Annotated in this window: 17 protein-coding genes, 1 other RNA gene and 2 pseudogenes; 11 read left to right on the top strand and 9 right to left on the bottom strand. The window is 40.1% G+C overall.

Translation table 11 applies throughout. From position 1 onward, the window contains the following. Window positions 1-35 precede the first annotated feature (35 nt). Window positions 36-548 (bottom strand): annotated as a pseudogene (locus ACM0OS_RS23050) (WYL domain-containing protein); the annotation flags it as partial. 161 nt (window positions 549-709) lie between these two features. Then, window positions 710-1797, bottom strand: a pseudogene (locus ACM0OS_RS23055) (transposase). 186 nt (window positions 1798-1983) lie between these two features. On the opposite strand from ACM0OS_RS23055, the gene ACM0OS_RS23060 reads away from it, so the two are divergent. Together ACM0OS_RS23060 and ACM0OS_RS23065 are read left to right on the top strand one after the other, a co-directional pair. Further along, on the top strand, window positions 1984-2208 hold the full coding sequence (locus tag ACM0OS_RS23060; protein ID WP_414545512.1) for a hypothetical protein: 225 nt from the start codon (window positions 1984-1986) through the stop codon (window positions 2206-2208). Window positions 2209-2478: 270 nt separating this feature from the next. Beyond that, window positions 2479-3813, top strand: a complete 1335-nt coding sequence (locus tag ACM0OS_RS23065; RefSeq protein WP_414545513.1) for a hypothetical protein — start codon at window positions 2479-2481, stop codon at window positions 3811-3813. Between the two features lie 122 nt (window positions 3814-3935). Here ACM0OS_RS23065 and ACM0OS_RS23070 read toward each other — a convergent pair whose 3' ends face one another. The 3 genes from ACM0OS_RS23070 to ACM0OS_RS23080 are packed head-to-tail and all read right to left on the bottom strand — an operon-like array spanning window position 3936 to window position 5736. Next, window positions 3936-4325, bottom strand: a complete 390-nt coding sequence (locus ACM0OS_RS23070) for a hypothetical protein (RefSeq protein ID WP_414545514.1) — start codon at window positions 4323-4325, stop codon at window positions 3936-3938. Window positions 4326-4378: 53 nt separating this feature from the next. Beyond that, window positions 4379-5263 carry a hypothetical protein gene (locus ACM0OS_RS23075; protein ID WP_414545515.1) on the bottom strand — a complete coding sequence of 295 codons (885 nt, stop codon included), beginning with the start codon at window positions 5261-5263 and terminating at the stop codon, window positions 4379-4381. Between the two features lie 26 nt (window positions 5264-5289). Continuing rightward, the gene (locus ACM0OS_RS23080) at window positions 5290-5736 is read right to left on the bottom strand and encodes a deaminase domain-containing protein (protein ID WP_414545516.1); all 447 of its coding nucleotides are present in this window, start codon (window positions 5734-5736) and stop codon (window positions 5290-5292) included. A gap of 68 nt (window positions 5737-5804) precedes the next feature. Here ACM0OS_RS23080 and ACM0OS_RS23085 point away from each other — a divergent pair, with 68 nt between their 5' ends. Then, entirely contained in the window at window positions 5805-7712 is a 1908-nt protein-coding gene (locus ACM0OS_RS23085) for a GTPase family protein (protein WP_414545517.1), read from the top strand. 119 nt (window positions 7713-7831) lie between these two features. On the opposite strand, the gene ACM0OS_RS23090 is transcribed toward ACM0OS_RS23085, so the two are convergent. Continuing rightward, on the bottom strand, window positions 7832-9421 hold the full coding sequence (locus tag ACM0OS_RS23090; protein ID WP_414545518.1) for an alkaline phosphatase D family protein: 1590 nt from the start codon (window positions 9419-9421) through the stop codon (window positions 7832-7834). 621 nt (window positions 9422-10042) lie between these two features. Beyond that, window positions 10043-10363, bottom strand: coding sequence for a hypothetical protein (locus tag ACM0OS_RS23095; protein WP_414545526.1), 321 nt, complete (start codon window positions 10361-10363; stop codon window positions 10043-10045). 511 nt (window positions 10364-10874) lie between these two features. On the opposite strand from ACM0OS_RS23095, the gene ACM0OS_RS23100 reads away from it, so the two are divergent. The 8 genes from ACM0OS_RS23100 to ACM0OS_RS23135 all read left to right on the top strand — a co-directional run bounded on the left by ACM0OS_RS23100 (window position 10875) and on the right by ACM0OS_RS23135 (window position 18226). Further along, a complete protein-coding gene (locus ACM0OS_RS23100; RefSeq protein ID WP_414545519.1) occupies window positions 10875-11783 on the top strand; it encodes a thermonuclease family protein in 909 nt (302 codons plus the stop codon). Between the two features lie 86 nt (window positions 11784-11869). Next, a complete protein-coding gene (locus ACM0OS_RS23105; protein ID WP_414545527.1) occupies window positions 11870-12358 on the top strand; it encodes a pentapeptide repeat-containing protein in 489 nt (162 codons plus the stop codon). Further along, the gene (locus tag ACM0OS_RS23110; RefSeq protein WP_414545528.1) at window positions 12355-13494 is read left to right on the top strand and encodes a 5-(carboxyamino)imidazole ribonucleotide synthase; all 1140 of its coding nucleotides are present in this window, start codon (window positions 12355-12357) and stop codon (window positions 13492-13494) included. The genes ACM0OS_RS23105 and ACM0OS_RS23110 overlap by 4 nt, the downstream gene beginning before the upstream one ends. A 60-nt stretch (window positions 13495-13554) precedes the next feature. Further along, a non-coding RNA gene (gene ssrS / locus ACM0OS_RS23115) (6S RNA) lies at window positions 13555-13738 on the top strand. Between the two features lie 525 nt (window positions 13739-14263). Then, a complete protein-coding gene (locus ACM0OS_RS23120) occupies window positions 14264-15529 on the top strand; it encodes a M16 family metallopeptidase (protein WP_414545520.1) in 1266 nt (421 codons plus the stop codon). Between the two features lie 59 nt (window positions 15530-15588). Next, entirely contained in the window at window positions 15589-16872 is a 1284-nt protein-coding gene (locus ACM0OS_RS23125) for a M16 family metallopeptidase (protein WP_414545521.1), read from the top strand. Between the two features lie 100 nt (window positions 16873-16972). Then, window positions 16973-17809: a peptidoglycan-binding domain-containing protein gene (locus ACM0OS_RS23130; protein WP_414545522.1), complete on the top strand. Its 837-nt coding sequence runs from the start codon at window positions 16973-16975 to the stop codon at window positions 17807-17809. A gap of 63 nt (window positions 17810-17872) precedes the next feature. Beyond that, complete coding sequence (locus tag ACM0OS_RS23135; protein WP_414545523.1) at window positions 17873-18226, top strand: phage holin family protein; 354 nt, start codon at window positions 17873-17875, stop codon at window positions 18224-18226. Here the strand turns inward: ACM0OS_RS23135 and ACM0OS_RS23140 are convergent. Continuing rightward, entirely contained in the window at window positions 18210-18683 is a 474-nt protein-coding gene (locus ACM0OS_RS23140) for a cobalamin biosynthesis protein (RefSeq protein ID WP_414545524.1), read from the bottom strand. The genes ACM0OS_RS23135 and ACM0OS_RS23140 overlap by 17 nt on opposite strands. Before the next feature lie 3 nt (window positions 18684-18686). Continuing rightward, window positions 18687-18899 carry a hypothetical protein gene (locus ACM0OS_RS23145; RefSeq protein WP_414545525.1) on the bottom strand — a complete coding sequence of 71 codons (213 nt, stop codon included), beginning with the start codon at window positions 18897-18899 and terminating at the stop codon, window positions 18687-18689. Window positions 18900-19051 lie beyond the last annotated feature (152 nt).

The following is a 19051-nucleotide window of genomic DNA, read 5'->3' on the forward strand; positions in this document are numbered from 1 at the left end:
CTCAACACACATAAGTGTTGGGGCTTTTGTTTTTTCTATTTATGGATTTTGATTTTTTGATATGTTTCCCATATTTTTTTATATTCTTGTTGAATTTCCTCAGCTAAGTTTTTTGGACTGATAATTTGAGCATTTTCACCATACTTTAATATGCGCTGGCGGAACCAAAACCAATAGTCTACTGTTGCTTCAATGTCGCAGAATTTATGTTTGTCATCGCTATAAACAATGACTTCATCTTTCCGTCGAGGTTGATAATTTGATAATTGCCCACTTGTGCGATAACGGATTTTTAATGTGGGAAAATCACAGGATACCCAAGGAGTATCAGATGCAGCACCAATGTTAGCAATTCTATCAAGGCGAAAGATTCGATTTTGGTCGATGTTATGCCAATAATCAAAGCGCCAAGAACGCCAGTCGGGTATAAATGCAAAGAGGTAGAGAATACCGTCGTGCAATCGCAATTCTGAACGGTCGATATCCCAAATGCGTCCTTCTCCTTGTTTGCTGTGATAGCGAATGGTATAGCGACATTGTTGATGACAGCGTTCTTGGAGTTAGCGAACGATCGCATCTAAATTCCGATCGCTATAATCAACGGGGGGACTAAAATTAACTTTAATAAATGCTGGCATATCAGAAATGTTGAATGTCGTTACAAAACTTTACATATTCATGTATAGTAGTCTTATCAAGGGTAAAAATGTCAACATTTCATAATTTTTTCCATCCAATGAACATAACTGATTTGTTGACACATACAAGCCTGAAGATAGCGGAATTTATCTAATATCTTTTCACCCCATTCTTTGGGAACAGATACAAGTTGTAAAATCAGATAGGCGATGAGACTAGAATAGATTTCAATAGCAATACCATTAACATTTTTGCTAATTAATCTATCTAGTTTTAGGTGCATCTTTAAAAATTTCCATAACAATTCAACTCCCCACCGTAAACGATAAATATCTCTGATTTCGTCATCTGTAACTGCTGCCTCTCCATCAGCAGGTAAATTCGTGACTAAGCGGAATTCAGTTTTCGTTTCTAAATCACAAAAATTAATTACCCTGTAAGCGGGAGCATCGGTCGATGAACCGATTTTGACTAATCCAGTTTCTGACTCAAATTCTAGTTTCCAATTATTCTTAATTCTCACTACAAAATATTTGTCTTTTTGCACTAACTATTGCATGAAATTGAGTCCTGCAAATCACGGCAGTTGCTTCTCTTCGAGACGCTCCGCGAACAAGTCGGGGAACCCGCCCAACGCACTGCCTCCTCTATCCATTACCCCAATTGCCTCTGGCGGTAAATTAGACATCATTGATGAACCGAATTTATAATCATGGTCATGACCAAAATTTATCAAATTATCTTCTGGACTGCCTGTTGACAGATTGAGGGAACTAAACAGTTTGACTTGATGATGACCTAGAACCCATAGCAACTTGCTTGTTAATGTAATTACTGTTGAGTCAATTGGACAAATTGCATATTTGTCATGTAATTTTTTCTGGACTTTTTCTGGATTAATTGATTCAATTGATGATAAATATTTTGGAATATTTCTTGGTTTCTATGTGTGTTAGCCTTGGAAAATGTTGAAATACTTACATCAATTCCCGTATTGTTTAATCTTTTAAATAAGTCCCGCATACTTGTTAAGCTATTATCCAAGGCATATGCCAACCAACACTCAACATAAAGACGGCTGTTCAAAACTGGATAATCATTTTTTGGCAACGGTCTGAGGATGTCTTTGACAATATTGGGAAATGAATTTATAATCATTATCAATCAATTTATTTTAATCCTTCGCCCAGAACTTACCATATTTTGGGCTATTTTTATCACAGATTTCTTAACATTCAACACTTCTGCTGGCATATCCGATTCGCTAAGGTTACCAATGCATTTAATTTGGGTGCGGCTCTTATCAAAAGACGGTAATCTGATAACCTGACTAGAGAATGCATAATGCTTAGAACTCATGCTCAATTGTCTTTGATACGTTTTGAATTTTTAGAGCTTGTACTAAGAATGAAAGTTATTGATGACATTGCTATAGTTCCAACTTCAAGTGTAATTGCCACCAATCTTTTGAAGATTTATCCTGAATTAACAATCTATAATCATGCTGGTCAACGCTTTGTAATGTTAGATGACTTTATCGGTTATATAATAGGTGCAGCTAAAATTTAAAAAGTGACTTTTCTATTAAAGCCTTTCAAATAAATGAAACCCGGTAACGGGATTGAAACATTCTATCTGCTAATTTGACAATCCATATTTCTAACTTTCAAATAAATGAATCCCGTTACCGGGATTGAATTGAAACCGTTGAGATTGACCAAACTCAGGATACGATCGCAGCTACCAAAGTAATCAGCATTCAAAAATCTAGCTATTGTCAGATGTTCAAATCCCGTCTAGAGTTGTAACTTAACAACTGTTGAGCCGAAAGATATACTTGTGGATGCCATATTAGAACGATCGCACGAACTCAAACAAGCTTTAGTTGATTTTGTCCTGGATGCAGAAGGCGAACTAGCACAAGCACTAGAAACCTATGCAGCAGAACAGTTACGCCGTGGTAGTGGAGATAATACGCAGCAAGACTTAATTATTGACAGCTTTCTCACCCAAGGGCAAGTCAATGATCATTCTCCCCTAGAGTTGTTTATCGCCAGCCATCCCGAATTATCAGAGAGCGATCGCAATTTAATCAATAACTGGCATCGTAGTTTTATTGGCTTATTTGCCATCACCAGCATCTTACCCGATGGCTTTGAGTTAAGGAATTGGCTCACAGATAAACGCTATATTGTCAAGTCAACCGAGCCACAAACCTTACAAACATTATCAAGGTTGAAAGAAGGAGAAATATTACTCACTCGCATTTCACCTGTGAATGATAGCTACTGGATCTTTTCTGGCCCTCATACACTCATGGGTAAATTGGGTAAGCCAAAACTCGCCGTGGCAATTGGTAATTTTAAAGAAAACTATAAAAATAATCTTTATAGTGATGCTCCTGAGTTACTAGAAGAAGCTTGGAAATCAGTAGAAAAATATCATCATCAGTTTGTTGAATTTTTTGGTAGTGACGAAATTACCTTAGCGGGATATCAACTAAATAAAAAAATAGCTGAATTTCAAGAAATACTGACTGAGCAAACTTTAGCTGCTGCGGGACTTGATTCTTCTAAATCTCTAGCAGAAATGGCAGAAGAAGCTGGTGTGAGTGAAGAAGAAATAGAAACAGCCGCAAAAGAAGTTGGTGCAGACTCAAAAGCAGTTTCTCAGCTTTTTAAGGGTGATAGTAACAATGGTAAAACCAAAATGGTCATGCCAAAAGTGGATTTACCTGCCGATCTCAAAAAAGCAGAACAAGTAACGGCACTTTCCCATCCGCGTTGGGGACAAATGTTTGTACCCACATATAGTAAATTTCAGGAAATTTTATCAACTAATAATGGGCAAAATATTGAAGGTAATGAAAAACTAATTCGTCATTACCTAGAAGATAAAAGTATTAATGCCTTTATCTGGCATCGTTTAGCCCAAAACTATCCAACTCAACTAGAAAAGGTATTACAAGATTTTCTGCAACGTCCAGAGTTTAACTTAACTACAGACTTGGATACAGTGTTACAAGAATTTGATAAGCCTTTAGAGCCAGATTTACCAGAAATTGCTAGTGTACCTATACATTTGCACAATTTGTTTCAAGAAGCTATTGCCGAAGTGCAAAAATCTAAGCCCAAAGGTAAGGGACAAAAGAAGTCAGTAAAGGGTTTTAAATGAAATTAGTCATTAGCGGAGCCATAATATAATTATCTGTAGGGTTAGCCCTCCTAAACATCGCTTTTGTCTAATGTGCCAGAATAATTTTATTATCAACTGTTTGCTAGTAATAATTCGGCAATCTAGTAAGCCTCGAATCTCCTACTATCATAGTAAAAAGTTAGAAAACTATGATCATCAATCATGGTTCCTAATATGATGTCTAGTGTTTCTAGAAAATAAGGGCTACCAGATTCATCTACACTACTCGTAATAGGCTCATCTAAAACAGCGACAACAATAGCCGGTTGATTTTTGTGAGGTATTTTCCTGTTTTTGAGATATTCTTTCCATTTCACAAGTTGTCCAACTTGAAAAGATTCTTTTTGGAGAAGGTTATTACAAGCTATCTTAAGTTTATCTGTATATTCTTCTCCATAGCTGTTCTCTTCTTCAATAATTAATTCTCTATCTTGGAGAGACTGAAGAAAATCCGATACTATTTCTTCTTTATCATGTTTTTGTGCGCTCATTGTTATAAATTATTTAATTGGCTATGAATTTAAACAAATTGAGTAATTTTTTCCTAATTACGAGTGTTATTAATTGAATCAAAACTACTACTGTTCAACTCAATATTTATTTCTTTGTCCTTTGCAATATTATTGTAGTTAAATAAATGCTGTGAATTTTCTTTGTCTTCGTTAGTTAGTTCTAGCTGAACAATTAACTGTACTAAATAGCTAATATCACTGATTAAGCTAGTTTGATGCAATCTAATGGTTTCTTTATTTTGTAAACCTTCTACTATATAGAAAGATTTAGGTGGCTTTAAATACAAACTAGCTGGCACAACATCGAATAGCCACCATTCAAATAATTCTCTTCTTCCATAGGAACCAGGAAAAATTGCATATCCTTCTAAGCAATCATCTAAAATTTCTAAAATTGCCTCTACAGCTTGATTATAATCTAGAACCAGAACCGCATTCCGAAATACATCTAGTGCCTCATTGATAACCTGGAGGCTTGCTATCTCTGTTTGAAAATCAACATCACAATTTCCGGTTATTTGATAAATTAATTTATCAACAGCAATTTTGGTAGTGCTTTCCGAGCTAATCGATTTATTAATAGTCTCAATTATCCATCTAACCATCAAATTAATAATATTTTTGGGTGATAGCTTTCCATGTGGCTGACAGTGTTTTACTGTAGGCTCTACCACTAGAGTGAGGATCAGTGCCATCCAAACATAACGAAGATGAGTGAGTGTATTATTGCTACTACGCAGTGCTTCTAAAACTTCATTTAACGTATCTTCCAGTGAAGCTGTGCCATCTGCCTCTGGCTCGTAGAGTTCTTCATAATGTTCGAGCCTAATTTTGTTAAATAAAGCTTCTAGAGGTTCAGGTATATTATTTGTAGAAGATACTTGCCGATTTATCGATGGGGTGAATTTGATTACCATTATAAGTTCCTCCCTGATAATTAGTTTTATGGATAGGGATAGTCCCAAAGTACTTCTGTTTTGATATTTGGAAACTTCATTTGAAATTGCTTTATAATATTTTCACAACTTTCACAGGGTTGTAGTTCTGTGTAAAGATAAATATTCCCTTCTACCTGAAGATCGTAGAGTATTTCAAGCTGATCTGCAATTGTAGATAATACTTTATATTCAGCATCAGTATCCATAAGGCGATAAGTACGAGAATCAACTGTTGGTTCAAATTGGCCTCCTTCTGATTTGGGCTTAGGTTGAGGAATGGGACTCTTGTTTCCACCTCTAGACGTTCCTCCTACACAAAAAGCTACATCACCTTGAATATATATTTCAGCAACCGCAACATTACTTTTTCCGATAGGTTTTTTAAGGTATGTTGCTCGAATTGTCGCAGCAGATACCGATAACCGAGTCTTGATTGGAGTTTCACTCCCCATAGAAATTTTTTGGGATCAATTTAGTATAGATGTAGGGAGTATCAAAAATTAGGGCGGATCACTAAAAAATGCTGCGATTAAAACTGTGGCAATGGGTAGTATTAGTGTTACCTATTGCACTAATTATTACTTTTTTGCTCATCTGTGCAGGGATGCAAATTCATACCTGGGGTATTAATTGGATTTGGGGTGTATTTACTCTGGTATTTGTGGGCTGGCGTTGGCTGCTGGTGAGATGGACTCAACCTGCAATCAAACAGCTAGAAGCGGTAATGATAGAAGTTAAGGAGGAACTAAAATCAGCCGGAGAAGATACAGCAGGAAGTGACACCACAAAGCAGGCGGAAATTGCACTCCAGGAGATTTTGAAAGTAGCACAAAACGATCGCCCGATTTGGGAAGACTGGCAAACTTTTTGGACACGATGCCAAGATTTAGTCACAGCGATCGCGCATATATATTATCCTCAAGTTCAATATCCTCTATTAAATATCTACATACCCCAGGCTTACGGGTTGATTCGGGGAACAATGGATGATTTAGATCAGTGGATGCAAAAGCTATCACCGACTCTAAATCAAGTCACAGTGGGACAAGCTTACCAAGCGTATGAAGTCTACCGCAAACTAGAACCATCGGCGCGGAAACTTTGGCAAGCTTGGAATTGGGCGCAGTGGTTATTGAATCCTGTGGCAGCAGTAGCAAAACAAGCCACTCAAGGTTATACTAACCGGGCAACTCAGCAGCTATTGGTCAATTTGGGCCAACTTTTGCGGGAAAATGCGCTGAGGAATTTATGCCGTCAGGCGATCGCTCTTTATAGTGGTGGTAAACTGCCAATGTCAGCATCCGCCATTTCTACGCCGACACTACCCAAAGCGAAAACTCAAAATCTGCGAGAAATACTCACGCAAGCAGAACCACCAGAAGTAGTTGCCCAAAAACCAGTCAATATTTTACTTGTAGGGCGGACTGGTTCTGGTAAAAGCAGTTTGATTAACACTTTATTTCAAGCTGATTTGGCAGCTGTGGATATTTTGCCCAGTACTGATCAAATAGATAATTACCAATGGCAGTCTGCAAGCGGGGAAACGTTGAACCTGTGGGATACTCCAGGTTATGAACAAGTAAATGGTGAGGATCTGCGAAACTTGGTGCTTGATTATGCTACAAACGCAGATTTATTACTGTTAGTTACTCCTGCCCTTGATCCCGCTCTACAAATGGATGTGGATTTTCTCCAAGATATGCAAACGGAAGTTGCAGACTTACCTGCGATCGCAGTTGTCACCCAAGTAGATCGTCTGCGTCCCATCCGCGAGTGGCAACCGCCTTATGATTGGGAATGGGGTGATAAGCCTAAAGAAATTGCCATTCGGGAAGCTACCCAGTACCGCGCTCAACTTTTAGATAAATTCTGTAATCTGGTTTTACCCATTGTTACCAGTGATGTGAAAACAGGTCGGATGGCCTGGGGAGTAGAAGGGCTATCGTTATCATTATTACAAGCGATCGCTCCCGCCAAACAACTGCGCCTGGCCCGCTTTTTGCGGAACTTAGAAGCCCGGACTGTGGCCACTGCCAAAATCATTGATCATTATACTTTCCAAATGGCAACGACTCAGGGACTAACTGCACTACTGAAAAGTCCTGTACTTCAGTTTATCTCTACCTTATCAACTGGTTCTCCGACGTTGGCGTATTTGCTGGCAGAACAAATCCCCGTGGAACATTTGCCAATTGTAATTGGTAAACTTCAGATGGCCTACGATTTATTTTCCCTGTTGAATACAGGTAATGTTAACCCGCTGAAATTTAATTTACTATCTCTGTGGCCATTGCTACTAGAAAACTCTGCCTCACCTGACCGCAATGCTTGGGCTTTTGGTCATGCTTTCGTGGAATACTGGACTCAAAATTTGACTATTGAACAACTAGGGGAACGGTTTAATTACTATTTGCAGCAGAATAAGTAAAGAGGCTACAAGCAGTCATGCAATGAAAAATGTCAGTAGCCCCTTTTGCTGATCAATACCATTTAGATTGCTCAGTGCGATTTTTTGTTAAGTCAAGTCGATTCGTGAAAGTTTAACGATTAAGCTTGCTGTATTTCTGGATTACCATCTTCTACCACAAATGAAGCACGCTTACTCAACGTACCAAAAGGAGTTGTGACATTAGACATAACTAGATAATCTGTTTTCCAGTTTGTGGGAGTCAATGAACAGCGAACATATCCTCGTTGACCGTTGTAGAACTTAATGTGCGGATTGTCAGGTAAGTAAGCGGCTACTGTGGGATTCATATCTACCCCATCTCCACCAGAGCTAATTGAAGTACAGACAAATTCACTACCAACCGTAGCGGATTCTGGTTGATCAAAATTAACCTTCAGATTCATTGCCCAATTGGAATGGACATCACCTGCTAGAGATACTGGATTGGAGGGCTGACGCTGTTGGAGGAAATTCATCAGGCGATCGCGAGAAGCCACATAAGCGTCCCACTTATCCATGCTGAAGGTTTGGCCTTCACCTGGGAGGAAGTCTCTTTGAGCAATAGGTACTTGCTGGGCTAAAACATTCCACTTAGCTTGTGAGCTATCTAGACCTTGATACAACCAACTTTCTTGTTCTTGTCCTAGAATTGTTGCCTGTGGATCAAAAACCTCTGGGCAACGTTCTTTGATGCCATCACCACAAGGCTGGTCAGTGCGATACTGGCGGGTATCTAAAACATGGAATGTTGCCAAATTACCAAAAGAAAGCCGACGGAAAAGTTGCATATCAGGGCCAGTGGGTCGTGAGAAGGGACGCAATGGCATGTGTTCATAGTAAGCCTGATAAGCCGCTGCTCGCCGTTCTAGGAAAATTGCTGGATCTGCATCTGGCTCATTATCCAGTTGTGAAATGTCATTGGCGTAGTTATTTTCCACTTCGTGGTCGTCCCAAGTGACAATCCAAGGTAAGGCTGCATGAGCTGCTTGCAAATCAGCATCAGTTTTATAGAGGGCGTGACGGTTGCGATAATCCTCTAAAGTCACAATTTTGGGACTATTATGTGGTCTGACGGTATTGTTGCCAATTCCTCCTTCATAGATATAGTCACCAGTATGTACCACTAAGCTGAGGTCGTCTTGAGCTAAATATTTATAGGCGGTATAGTATCCCTGCTGATAGTTCTGGCAAGATACCACGGCAAAGTTAAATTGATTCAAGTAGCTTCCCGGTAAAGGAGCTGTACGAGTGCGACCAATAGGGCTAGCATCTCTGCCGACAATAAATTGATACCAGTACCAAGTATTAGGTTCGAGTCCTTCAACTACAACCCGAATTGAATGCGCCAGTTCTGGTGTTGCAAACTCGCTCCCTCTGGCTACAATCCTTCTCATCTTGGAATCAGTAGCCACTCGCCAGCGCACAGGCACATTATAAGGTGGCATTCCTCCTCCATTTAGAGGTTCAGGAGCTAGACGAGTCCAAAGAACTACGCTAGTAGCATAGGGTTCACCCGAGGCCACACCGAGTTTAAAAGGATAGTCAGAAAATCGGCCTGTAGCGATCGCTCGTTGATGGGAAAATTGGCTGGTAACTGCCAACCCGGTTAATGCTCCCGCCCCAATAATTAAATTACGTCGTTTGATTCGATTACGCAAAAACCGCTCAAAATTCAAGTAATCTGCCATTGTCATGCTCCTGACTAACAGGTGAATTTCAGCAGAGAAACATTTGACGTCAGGAAAACAGGATAATCATAGGCAAATCCACAACTAATTTTCTTGCCAAAAATTAGGCGGAAATTGACAAATTTACCCGGTAATTTTTATGTATCAGATGCCGCTTTGCCAAATTAAAACTACTAGTTAGAGATTAATTTTATGCAAAGGAAGAGTTAATGAAAACTTAATTTTTGGATATTTATTGTTTATGATTAATTTATCCAAAAGAAATGCATCTCAATTGTTATTAATTAATTCCGGTTAGGGCTAATAAAAATAAAAAATATGGAAATATGGAGCGCCTAACTCATGACTATAAGTCACGAGTGTGCGGCTTGCAGAAATCAAAATAAACAATATCTATAAAATCAGGACTTACGCAAGTGTCACAAAAAATAAAAATTTTTTGTTTGTAGTAAGGGCTACCCTACGGGAACACTGCGCGAACAGCCCTTATCTTGTCAAGCCCTGCGGGCATAGCTGCGCTTACCGCGGAGCGTCTCGCACAGAGGACTTTAGTCCTCACTACAAATTTAAAATAATATGCCAGTTGCGTAAGTCCTAATAAATAATGCCCAACTTAACGATTTAGGCATCTTCTATTTCAAGTTGCGCTACAGTCACAGCGTTAAAGGCAAACGCAAACACTAAAGGCATAGGGCACTTAAAGATAACTGTAGAGACGATGGCCACAATTGTGCCAATCACCGCCGATGCTGACCAGACTCTTTCCTCAACAGTGAATCCTTTTTCAGCTTTAATCAAGTTGAGGACATGATTAGGGATTGGTTCGGGCATGACTCCTCCTGGTGGAAAAGCCCAGTAATTGTTGCGCCGCTCGACAAATAATTCTGTCCAGCCATTTTCTTGGCACCATGCTTCTATCCAATCAAGAGAGTAATGTGTCATAACGGTGTTGGTAATTTCGGCTTGCGTAATTTGTATAGTTGGTGCAAATAATTTGTGGGAGATTCCTGAATAGTTAACCAATCATTATGCCGTACAGGCAATACTCCTCTTGTAAAGCGTTATTAGCATTTCAGATTTACAATAATTGCTTAATCGCTCACCATAATTAACAGAATAACAGCCCATAATGACTGTTGAACTTGAAATACAATAAACTTTACTTAGAAAGTTTTATGTCAAGGATTGTAAACAACCAAGCGATCGCCTGTTAACTAATAAACTATTCATATCCTAAAATAGATTTAAAAAGATAAAGATTTGTAAATAGGTAAAGATAATTGCTTAATTTGAATTTAAACAAAAAATAACCAATAAATAAACTGAATAAGAGATAAAAAATATAAGTTAACAAGCAATTTACTCTAATAATATATAGGATTCTTATTGGACTTTTATTTATTTTTTCATCTGTCTTGCATAACTCTGAAAAAAGCAAAATCAAGGAGAAGCAATGCGCGGTACAAAAATCGAAGCAACCGTTAAACGTGTAGTCGATGGTGACACTGTATACGTCGAAGAGTTTCAAAAAAGCATTCGTATCCTTTCACTAGACACAGAAGAATCGTATTCGGCTGGTGGTAAACCTGTGACACCTTGGGGTAAAAAAGCAACAGAATATGCAAAATCTCTGTTACCTGAAGGCAGCAAAGTCATTTTGGAATTTCAGGGACAAGAAAGTGCAGATGAGGTATGGGAAAGATATGTAGACAATTTTGGCCGGGGACTGGCGTGGCTTCATCTGAATGACGGCAGAGATTTTCAAGAAATTATGATTCAGTCAGGCTATAGCCCCTACTTTAGCAAGTACGGATATGCTGAATGGACGGAACTGCATCACAAGTATACCCAAGCTGAACGAGTAGCTCAAACTGCCAACATAGGTGTTTGGAACCAAGCTGAAGTTAATGGCTCTCAAATGCGGAATTATGCAGTTTTAGCCAGCTGGTGGGACTTACGCGCCCAGTTAATTGAGGAATACCGCAACTACAAACGAAACCACCCAGAAAAAACCATATACAATACACGCAAAAATTATCTTGAATTGGTTGAACTTGCTAAAAGTAATGTAAAAGTCACCATTTTCACTGATATGCAAAACCTCAGACGCATTGGCGGTATTCATGGACTAATCTCAATTGGCAGTTTTGACCAACCATTCTCCCTCTTTATCCCGAAAATGGATGAACCTCAAAGCCGAGAAGTGATCAACCTGTTGATGAATCGTTACATCCCAATGGAAGATGAGCGTTATCCCCGGCGCGGTTATGGTTATGTTACAGGGAGACTTCAAATGTTTAGGGATAATCCCCAGATGGTAGTAGAAGAACCCGCAGCAATTCAGGATACCTTAGAAGATTAACTAGTATAATCAGTCACAATAAACCTAATAATCTAAATGCGGTAAGCTGAGAGATAGTGATGGAACACTACATTGGCTACCGTATTATGTTTTGGAAGCAAGGATTAGCATTGATTTTGGGGGTTGTAGTATTTTTCCAAGCTTCCCCAGCCTTGGCAGATTGGACTCATCCGATGTCATTTAGTAATGCAGAGTTAGCCAGACGTGATTTTTCTGGTCAAAGTTTACAAGCCGCTGAGTTCTCTAACGCCAATATGGAATTGGCTAACTTTGAAGATGCAGACTTGCGGGGAGCAGTCATGAGTGCTTCGGTAATGACGCAAGCAAATCTACATGGAGCGGATTTAACTAATGCTATGGTGGATCAGGTAAAGTTTACCGGGGCTGATTTGAGTGATGCCGTTCTCAAAGAAGCTCTATTGCTACGTTCTGTTTTTACTGATGTGAATATAGACAGTGCCGACTTTACAGATGCAATTTTGGATGGCGCACAAGTTAAAGAACTTTGCAATAAAGCCAGTGGTGTAAATTCTAAAACTGGTGTAGAAACTCGTTATTCTTTAGGATGTCGATGAAGCGTGTTGGTGTAATTGGTGGTGGGCAACTAGCCTGGATGATGGGGGATGCAGCGAAGAAGTTAGGAGTGGAATTGATAGTACAAACTCCTAGCAAAAATGATCCCGCTGTGTCTATTGCCCAAGATATCGTTTTAGCAAACGTCGATGATGCTATTGCTACCGCAGCTTTAGCAGCAAAAACTGATGTTATCACCTTTGAAAATGAATTTGTAAATTTAGATGCCTTATCTTTAATCGAACATCAAGATATTTGCTTTCGACCCAGGTTAGCAGCTTTAACTCCGCTTTTAGATAAATATCATCAGCGTTGCTATTTAAGGGATTTGAGATTACCTGTCCCCCAATTTTTCGCCCTGGAACAACAGGAAGATATTACATCTAAAATAGAAAAATTAGGTTTTCCAGTTGTTTTAAAATCCCGACGGCATGGTTATGACGGACAAGGTACTTTTATTATTCCAGATTTAGCTAGTTTGCAACAACAGCTAGATTTAAGTTTAAATCAATCTCTATTTTTAATAGAAGAATTTGTCCCCTTTGAAAGAGAACTAGCAATAATTGCTGCCCGTTCTGTAGAAGGTAAAGTGGTTACTTATCCCGTGGTGGAAACCCAACAAGAACAACAAGTATGTCGGCGAGTAATTGCCCCAGCTGATATTACACCTAATCAAGCAGCAGAAATTGAAGCGATCGCTCATACTCTATTAAATAGCCTGCAAGTAGTTGGGGTGTTTGGCATTGAACTATTTCTCACCGCCACTGGCAAAGTATTGGTCAATGAAATAGCCCCACGCACCCATAATTCTGGGCATTTTTCCCTAGACGCCTGCGAAACATCCCAATTTGAACAGCACTTGAGAGCCGTTTGTGGTTTACCTTTGGGAAATCCTGCATTACATTGTGCTAGTGCGATTATGGTCAACCTCCTGGGGTATGAAACTTCCAGTAGCGACTACCACAGCCAGCGTCAAAAATTAGCCGAAATTCCTCAAGCTTTTGTTCATTGGTACAACAAAACAGAATCCCGTCCTGGTCGTAAGCTAGGCCACGTCACGGTTTTACTAGATCATCAGAACCGAGAAGCAGCCAATACCGTTGCTCAAAACATAGAATCTATCTGGTATGGCAATTAAATTTCCCAGAAAATTGCCCTACTGAACACACAACCGATTGTTGAAAGCTATAATGAGTTAGTTGCACTACGACGTTGGTGACTGCCATCAAGTTTTTTGATCTATGTCTTTAAAGAAAAGGGAAGCTAACAATTCTCGTGGCAGTAGACCGGGCATGTACTCGGAAACTTAAAACGAAGAAAGTCGGCACCCACCTGGTTTAACCAGGTCATAAACTTAGGTAAAACGGCGTCGCGGTGAACTTAAAATCATTAGCTCCTAAAGTTAGCAAAGACTTGGGAGCTTTAATTTTATGAGGCGAGAGGCTAGAGATTACAGATTATACCATTTTTAGTAGGACTTACGCAACTGGCATATTATTTTAAGTTTGTAGTGAGGACTTTAGTCCTCTCTGCGAGACGCTCCGCGGTAAGCGCAGCTATGCCGCAGGCCTTGACAAGATAAGGGCTGTACTGCTTCGCAGAACCCGTAGGGTAGCCCTTACTACAAGCAAAAAGTTTTTATTTTTTGTGACACTTGCGTAAGTCCTGTTTAGATGAAGACGCATATGATTGGGAACTGCTATAGAAATTAATCCACAACAAATTTACCCATAACCAAAGACTGTATTTTACTAATTTCCCTTAAATACATTCAGTCTCAGTAAATTTGGTGCTTTATTTGCATCTACTCAAGAAAATTAATTCTGTATACGTTGATTCTAATTTAGTGATCATTCAGAGTTAAGATAACAAAAATTGTATTAAATTGTGGTTCAAGCTACAAAAAATTGTCACAACAACTACCTCATACCGTATTTCCAGCTTCGGTTTCCCGACTAGATAATGGCTTAACACTGATCCATCAAGAGATTTCCACTACACCTGTAGTTGTAGCTGATGTTTGGGTGCGTGCTGGAGCAACCCGTGAGCCAAAACCCTGGTTTGGGATGGCTCATTTTTTAGAACACATGATTTTTAAGGGTACAGCAACACTAGCACCGGGAATGTTTGATCATCAGATTGAAAACCGAGGCGGTGTTAGTAATGCGGCTACCAGCCATGATTATGCCCATTACACCCTGACGACAGCTGCCTCTTATCTAGCTGATACTTTGCCCCATTTGGGAGAACTGTTAACTAATGCGGCAATTCCCGACGATGAATTTATCCGCGAACGAGATGTAGTCTTAGAAGAAATCCGCGCTTGCAGCGATGATCCCGACTGGATAGGATTTCAAGCCCTCAATCAAAGCATCTATCAAAACCATCCTTACGGGCGTTCGGTGCTGGGTACTGAACAAGAACTGATGCAGCAGTCGCCCCAAGATATGCGTTGTTTTCATCGCGCTCACTACCAACCAGATAACATGACAGTAGTGATTGTTGGGGGAATTGCTCAAGAACCAGCCAGGGAACTTGTTAATCAGTCATTTGTTGATTTTGCTGAACCTTTACATTGTCCGCAGTCGGAAACAATAGTAGAACCAGTCATTGCCGGCATTCATCGCCAAGAACTATGCTTACCACGCGTAGAACAAGCCAGATTACTTATGGCGTGGGTTGTCCCCGGAGTCAAGCAACTCCGCACCGCCTATGGTTTAGATTTATTATCAGTATTATTGGCTGAAGGGCGAACTTCCCGCTTGGTGCGTGAGTTAAGAGAAGAATCGCAATTAGTACAGGGAATTTGTAGTAATTTTTCCCTACAACAAGAATCGAGTTTATTTACAATTACTGCTTGGTTGGAGCCAGAAAACCTGGATACAGTCGAGAACTTGATTCGTCAACATTTGGATGATTTACAAAACCAAGAAATTAGCGCCCAGGAACTAGCTCGGACACAAAGACTATTGTGTAATGAGTATGCATTTTCTACGGAAACACCAAATCAACTTACAGGGTTGTATGGGTACTACAACACTATCGCCCGTGCTGAATTAGCGGTGGCATATCCGCAGCAGATTCAATCGTTTCAAACCCCAGAACTGCAACAATTAGCAAAACAATATCTTTCACCGCAAAATTATGCAGTGACGATACTTAAACCCTGTTAGTGTCAGTGGTTGTTGATTAACTGACCACTCCATAACTAATAACCGATATCAGAGCGCTCATGACTCAAACTGTAAAACCTTCTTTATCTCACTCCTCCATACATCGCACTGTATTAAATAATGGCATTGTTGTGTTGGTAGCAGAAAATCCGGTTGCGGATATTATTGCAGCGCGAATTTTTGTCCGTGCTGGTAGTTGTCATGAACAACGTGACAAAGCAGGATTAGCTCATTTGCTATCATCGGTAATGACGAAGGGATGTGAGGGACTTTCGAGCTTAGAAATTGCCGAACAAGTGGAATCGGTAGGTGCCAGTTTGAGTACAGATGCTACCACTGATTATTTTTTAATGTCCTTGAAGACAGTCACATCAGACTTTCCAGAAATTTTAACATTGGCAGGGCTGATGTTGCGATCGCCTACATTTCCCGAACTCCAAGTAGAATTAGAACGGCGTTTGGCACTACAAGATATTCGTTCCCAACAAGAGCAACCGTTTACCCTTGCTTTTAGCCAAATGCGAGAGGTAATTTATCAAAACCATCCTTATGCAACTTCAGTGTTGGGAGATGAAGCCACGATGAATGGCTTATCTCGTGAGGACTTAATACAGTATCACCAGACTTATTTTCGTCCAGATAATATAGTCATTAGTATTGCCGGTCGAGTCACCCAAACAGATGCAATAGCGCTGGTAGAACAAGTCTTTGGCCATTGGCAAGTTCCCTCACAAGCCTTGCCATTATTAGAGTTGCCAGAGATTCGCGTGGAACCACAGCATCGGCTAAAACCTATACAGACACAGCAATCTATCGTTATGCTGGGTTATTTAGGGTCATCAGTAAGTTCTCCAGAATATGCCCCATTGAAATTGCTGTCTACTTACTTGGGCAATGGGCTGTCTAGTCGCTTGTTTGTAGAATTACGCGAAAAGCGGGGCTTGGCGTATGAGGTATCGTCATTTTATCCCACAAGACAGTATCCGGGATCATTTGTCGTGTATATGGGTACTGCACCAGAAAACACCAGCATAGCCCTAGAAGGATTGCGTACAGAAGTAGATTTACTCTGCACTACAGAAGTATCAGCAACCGCCCTGCAAGCAGCCAAAAACAAGATATTGGGACAGTATGCCTTAGGTAAACAAACTAACGGACAAATTGCTCAAATATACGGCTGGTATGAAACTTTGGGTTTAGGAATTGATTTTGATCAGGTGTTTCAAGAATTGATTACTTCGGTAAATGCCAAAGATGCGATGGCTGCTGCTTGTCAGTATTTACAGGAACCTTATATTTCTTTGGTGGGACAAGAAACCGCAATTAATAATGCCCTTGTGTAAAGTGAACTGTGTAAACTATGTAAAATTGCGATCGCAGCAGCTGTCTTTTGGACATAAGTAGCTGTAATATTAGCATCAGAAGATTCTGGGAATAAATTCCATGAAAGGCAGCCTGAAACCAAGTATTTGGAACTACTTCAAGTCACCACAAGCATTTCAATTCTTGCAAGCAGGTAAGTTTTATTGGTTACTCATGCTTTCTTCTTTGTCTGTGCTGATTGGTTTATCTGCTGTAATTGCTACTACACCACCCCAAAAAATTGCCCAAGCAATTCCTGGAGGTGTTATTAACCGGCCCACCTTGCAACTTGGTAGTCAAGGAGAAAGGGTTTCTGAACTTCAGGCGGCTCTAAAACTTTTGGGCTTTTACACCGGTGAAGTAAATGGTATTTACAACGAGAATACAGCTAGTGCTGTTTCTGTATTTAAACGTGCAGTTAGCTTGACTCCAGATGGCATTGTTGATGCTGATACTTGGCAAAGACTATTCCCCAAGGAACCAATAGTGACACCAACTGTCTCTTCAGCAAATCCAGCACCTAACTTAGCTAATTTTCCTGTACCGACCCAAACCAGCCCTCCTAGACCTACTCCCACACCAAATCCTAGCCCCCAACTCAGGACTGCAACGCCGACGCGACCAGCATCCCCGACTCCCCGACCAGCGGCTGCACCTGCTACACAAATCCCTGGTGTACAGTACACCGCCCAAGGATGGCCAATTTTACGTTTAGGAATGCGTAATTCAGAAGTGAGGAAACTGCAAGAACGACTACAACAACTAGGATTTTTAACTGGTGGTGTAGATGGTGACTTTGGCCCTTCAACCGAGGCAGCCGTGAAAGCGGCTCAACAACGCTATAATTTGGAGCCGGATGGCGTAGCTGGTGGTGCTACATGGGAAGCTCTCTTGCGGCGATCGCCTGGTCAACGATAGGCTTATGTATGATTAATTGTTATTAGTCACAAGTAATTTGAACTTTTAATTTCTCAAGTAACTATGAAACACTTTTTATTAACTTGGCTGGCTACTGCGGTGGCGTTGCTGATAACTGCCAACATTGTACCTGGGTTCTTTGTTCAAAACTTTCTCGCTGCGTTAGTCGCTGTAGCAATTATTGGTTTAGTCAATGCTTTTATTCGACCAATTTTAAGTATTTTAGCGTTTCCCATTACCCTAATTACCTTTGGTTTATTTACATTTGTCATCAACGCTTTAACTCTTTGGCTAGCAAGTAACCTCACTCCTGGTTACGGTTTTGAAATTCAAGGTTTTTTACCTGCTTTAATCGGTTCAATTGTATTAACAATCGTTTCTAGCCTAATTAGCTATTTTCTCAGAACAATTTTGTAGAACAAGCCACAGCTAAAGTCACTGCTTTGAGTTCTCCAGGTAAGCGGAAAATTTGTTTAGTAACTAATAATTTAGGTAACAGGGGTTGTGGTAGGGCAAAATGGGTCTGTGAAAGGCTCATTTTTAACTCTTGCTGGTTAATTTGTAAGACTGCAAGTATAGCCGCAGCCTCAGCCACGCTTGGTGTTCTTAATGCTTGTTCAGCGATTTTGCTAGGGTTGGGTACGGAAACTGTAGAGAGCATTTCGGCTGTAAAGATTTTTAAAGGCCAATTTTGCAACTGACAAAGTTCGATTAAACCAACTTCCCTAGCTTTTTGATCAATAGTAGCAATACCTGCGATCGCACTTTCTGCGAGTTGGTTTGCTTGAAAAACTTCCTGAATGGCTGTAGCGATTAATTGCCGTGAACTCCCTTGTTGACAGCCAAGTCCTATCCACAAATTGGGTTTCTGCATAAATCATCGAATGAAGGGTAAAAGGTCAAATTTTTGACGAAGTTCTAAGAGAGAAACATCCAAAAGCTGCTCATAGTTAAGAAATGGATAATAATTTCGAGAGCTACGAGTTTTCAACCATATCATAGTTAATTCCGGTAGCAGTTGGGGTAATACCCAAGTAATAGAACTGTATAACCACAAAACTCCACGCTCCTTGATCAAGTCTTTGTACATGATGTCTATTTTACTGGGAAAAATACCTACAACCCCGAAAACAAGCTTTCGCTGTGGTCTTAGAACGGGCAAAAGCTAGAAACGAAATTCACAAAGATTTCTTAACGGGTGACAAGGCAGTTGAAGATGAGATGTGGCAACAATTTGAGAAA

The organism is Nostoc sp. CCY0012, from assembly GCF_963920855.1.
Classification (GTDB): Bacteria; Cyanobacteriota; Cyanobacteriia; order Cyanobacteriales; family Nostocaceae; genus Cyanocohniella.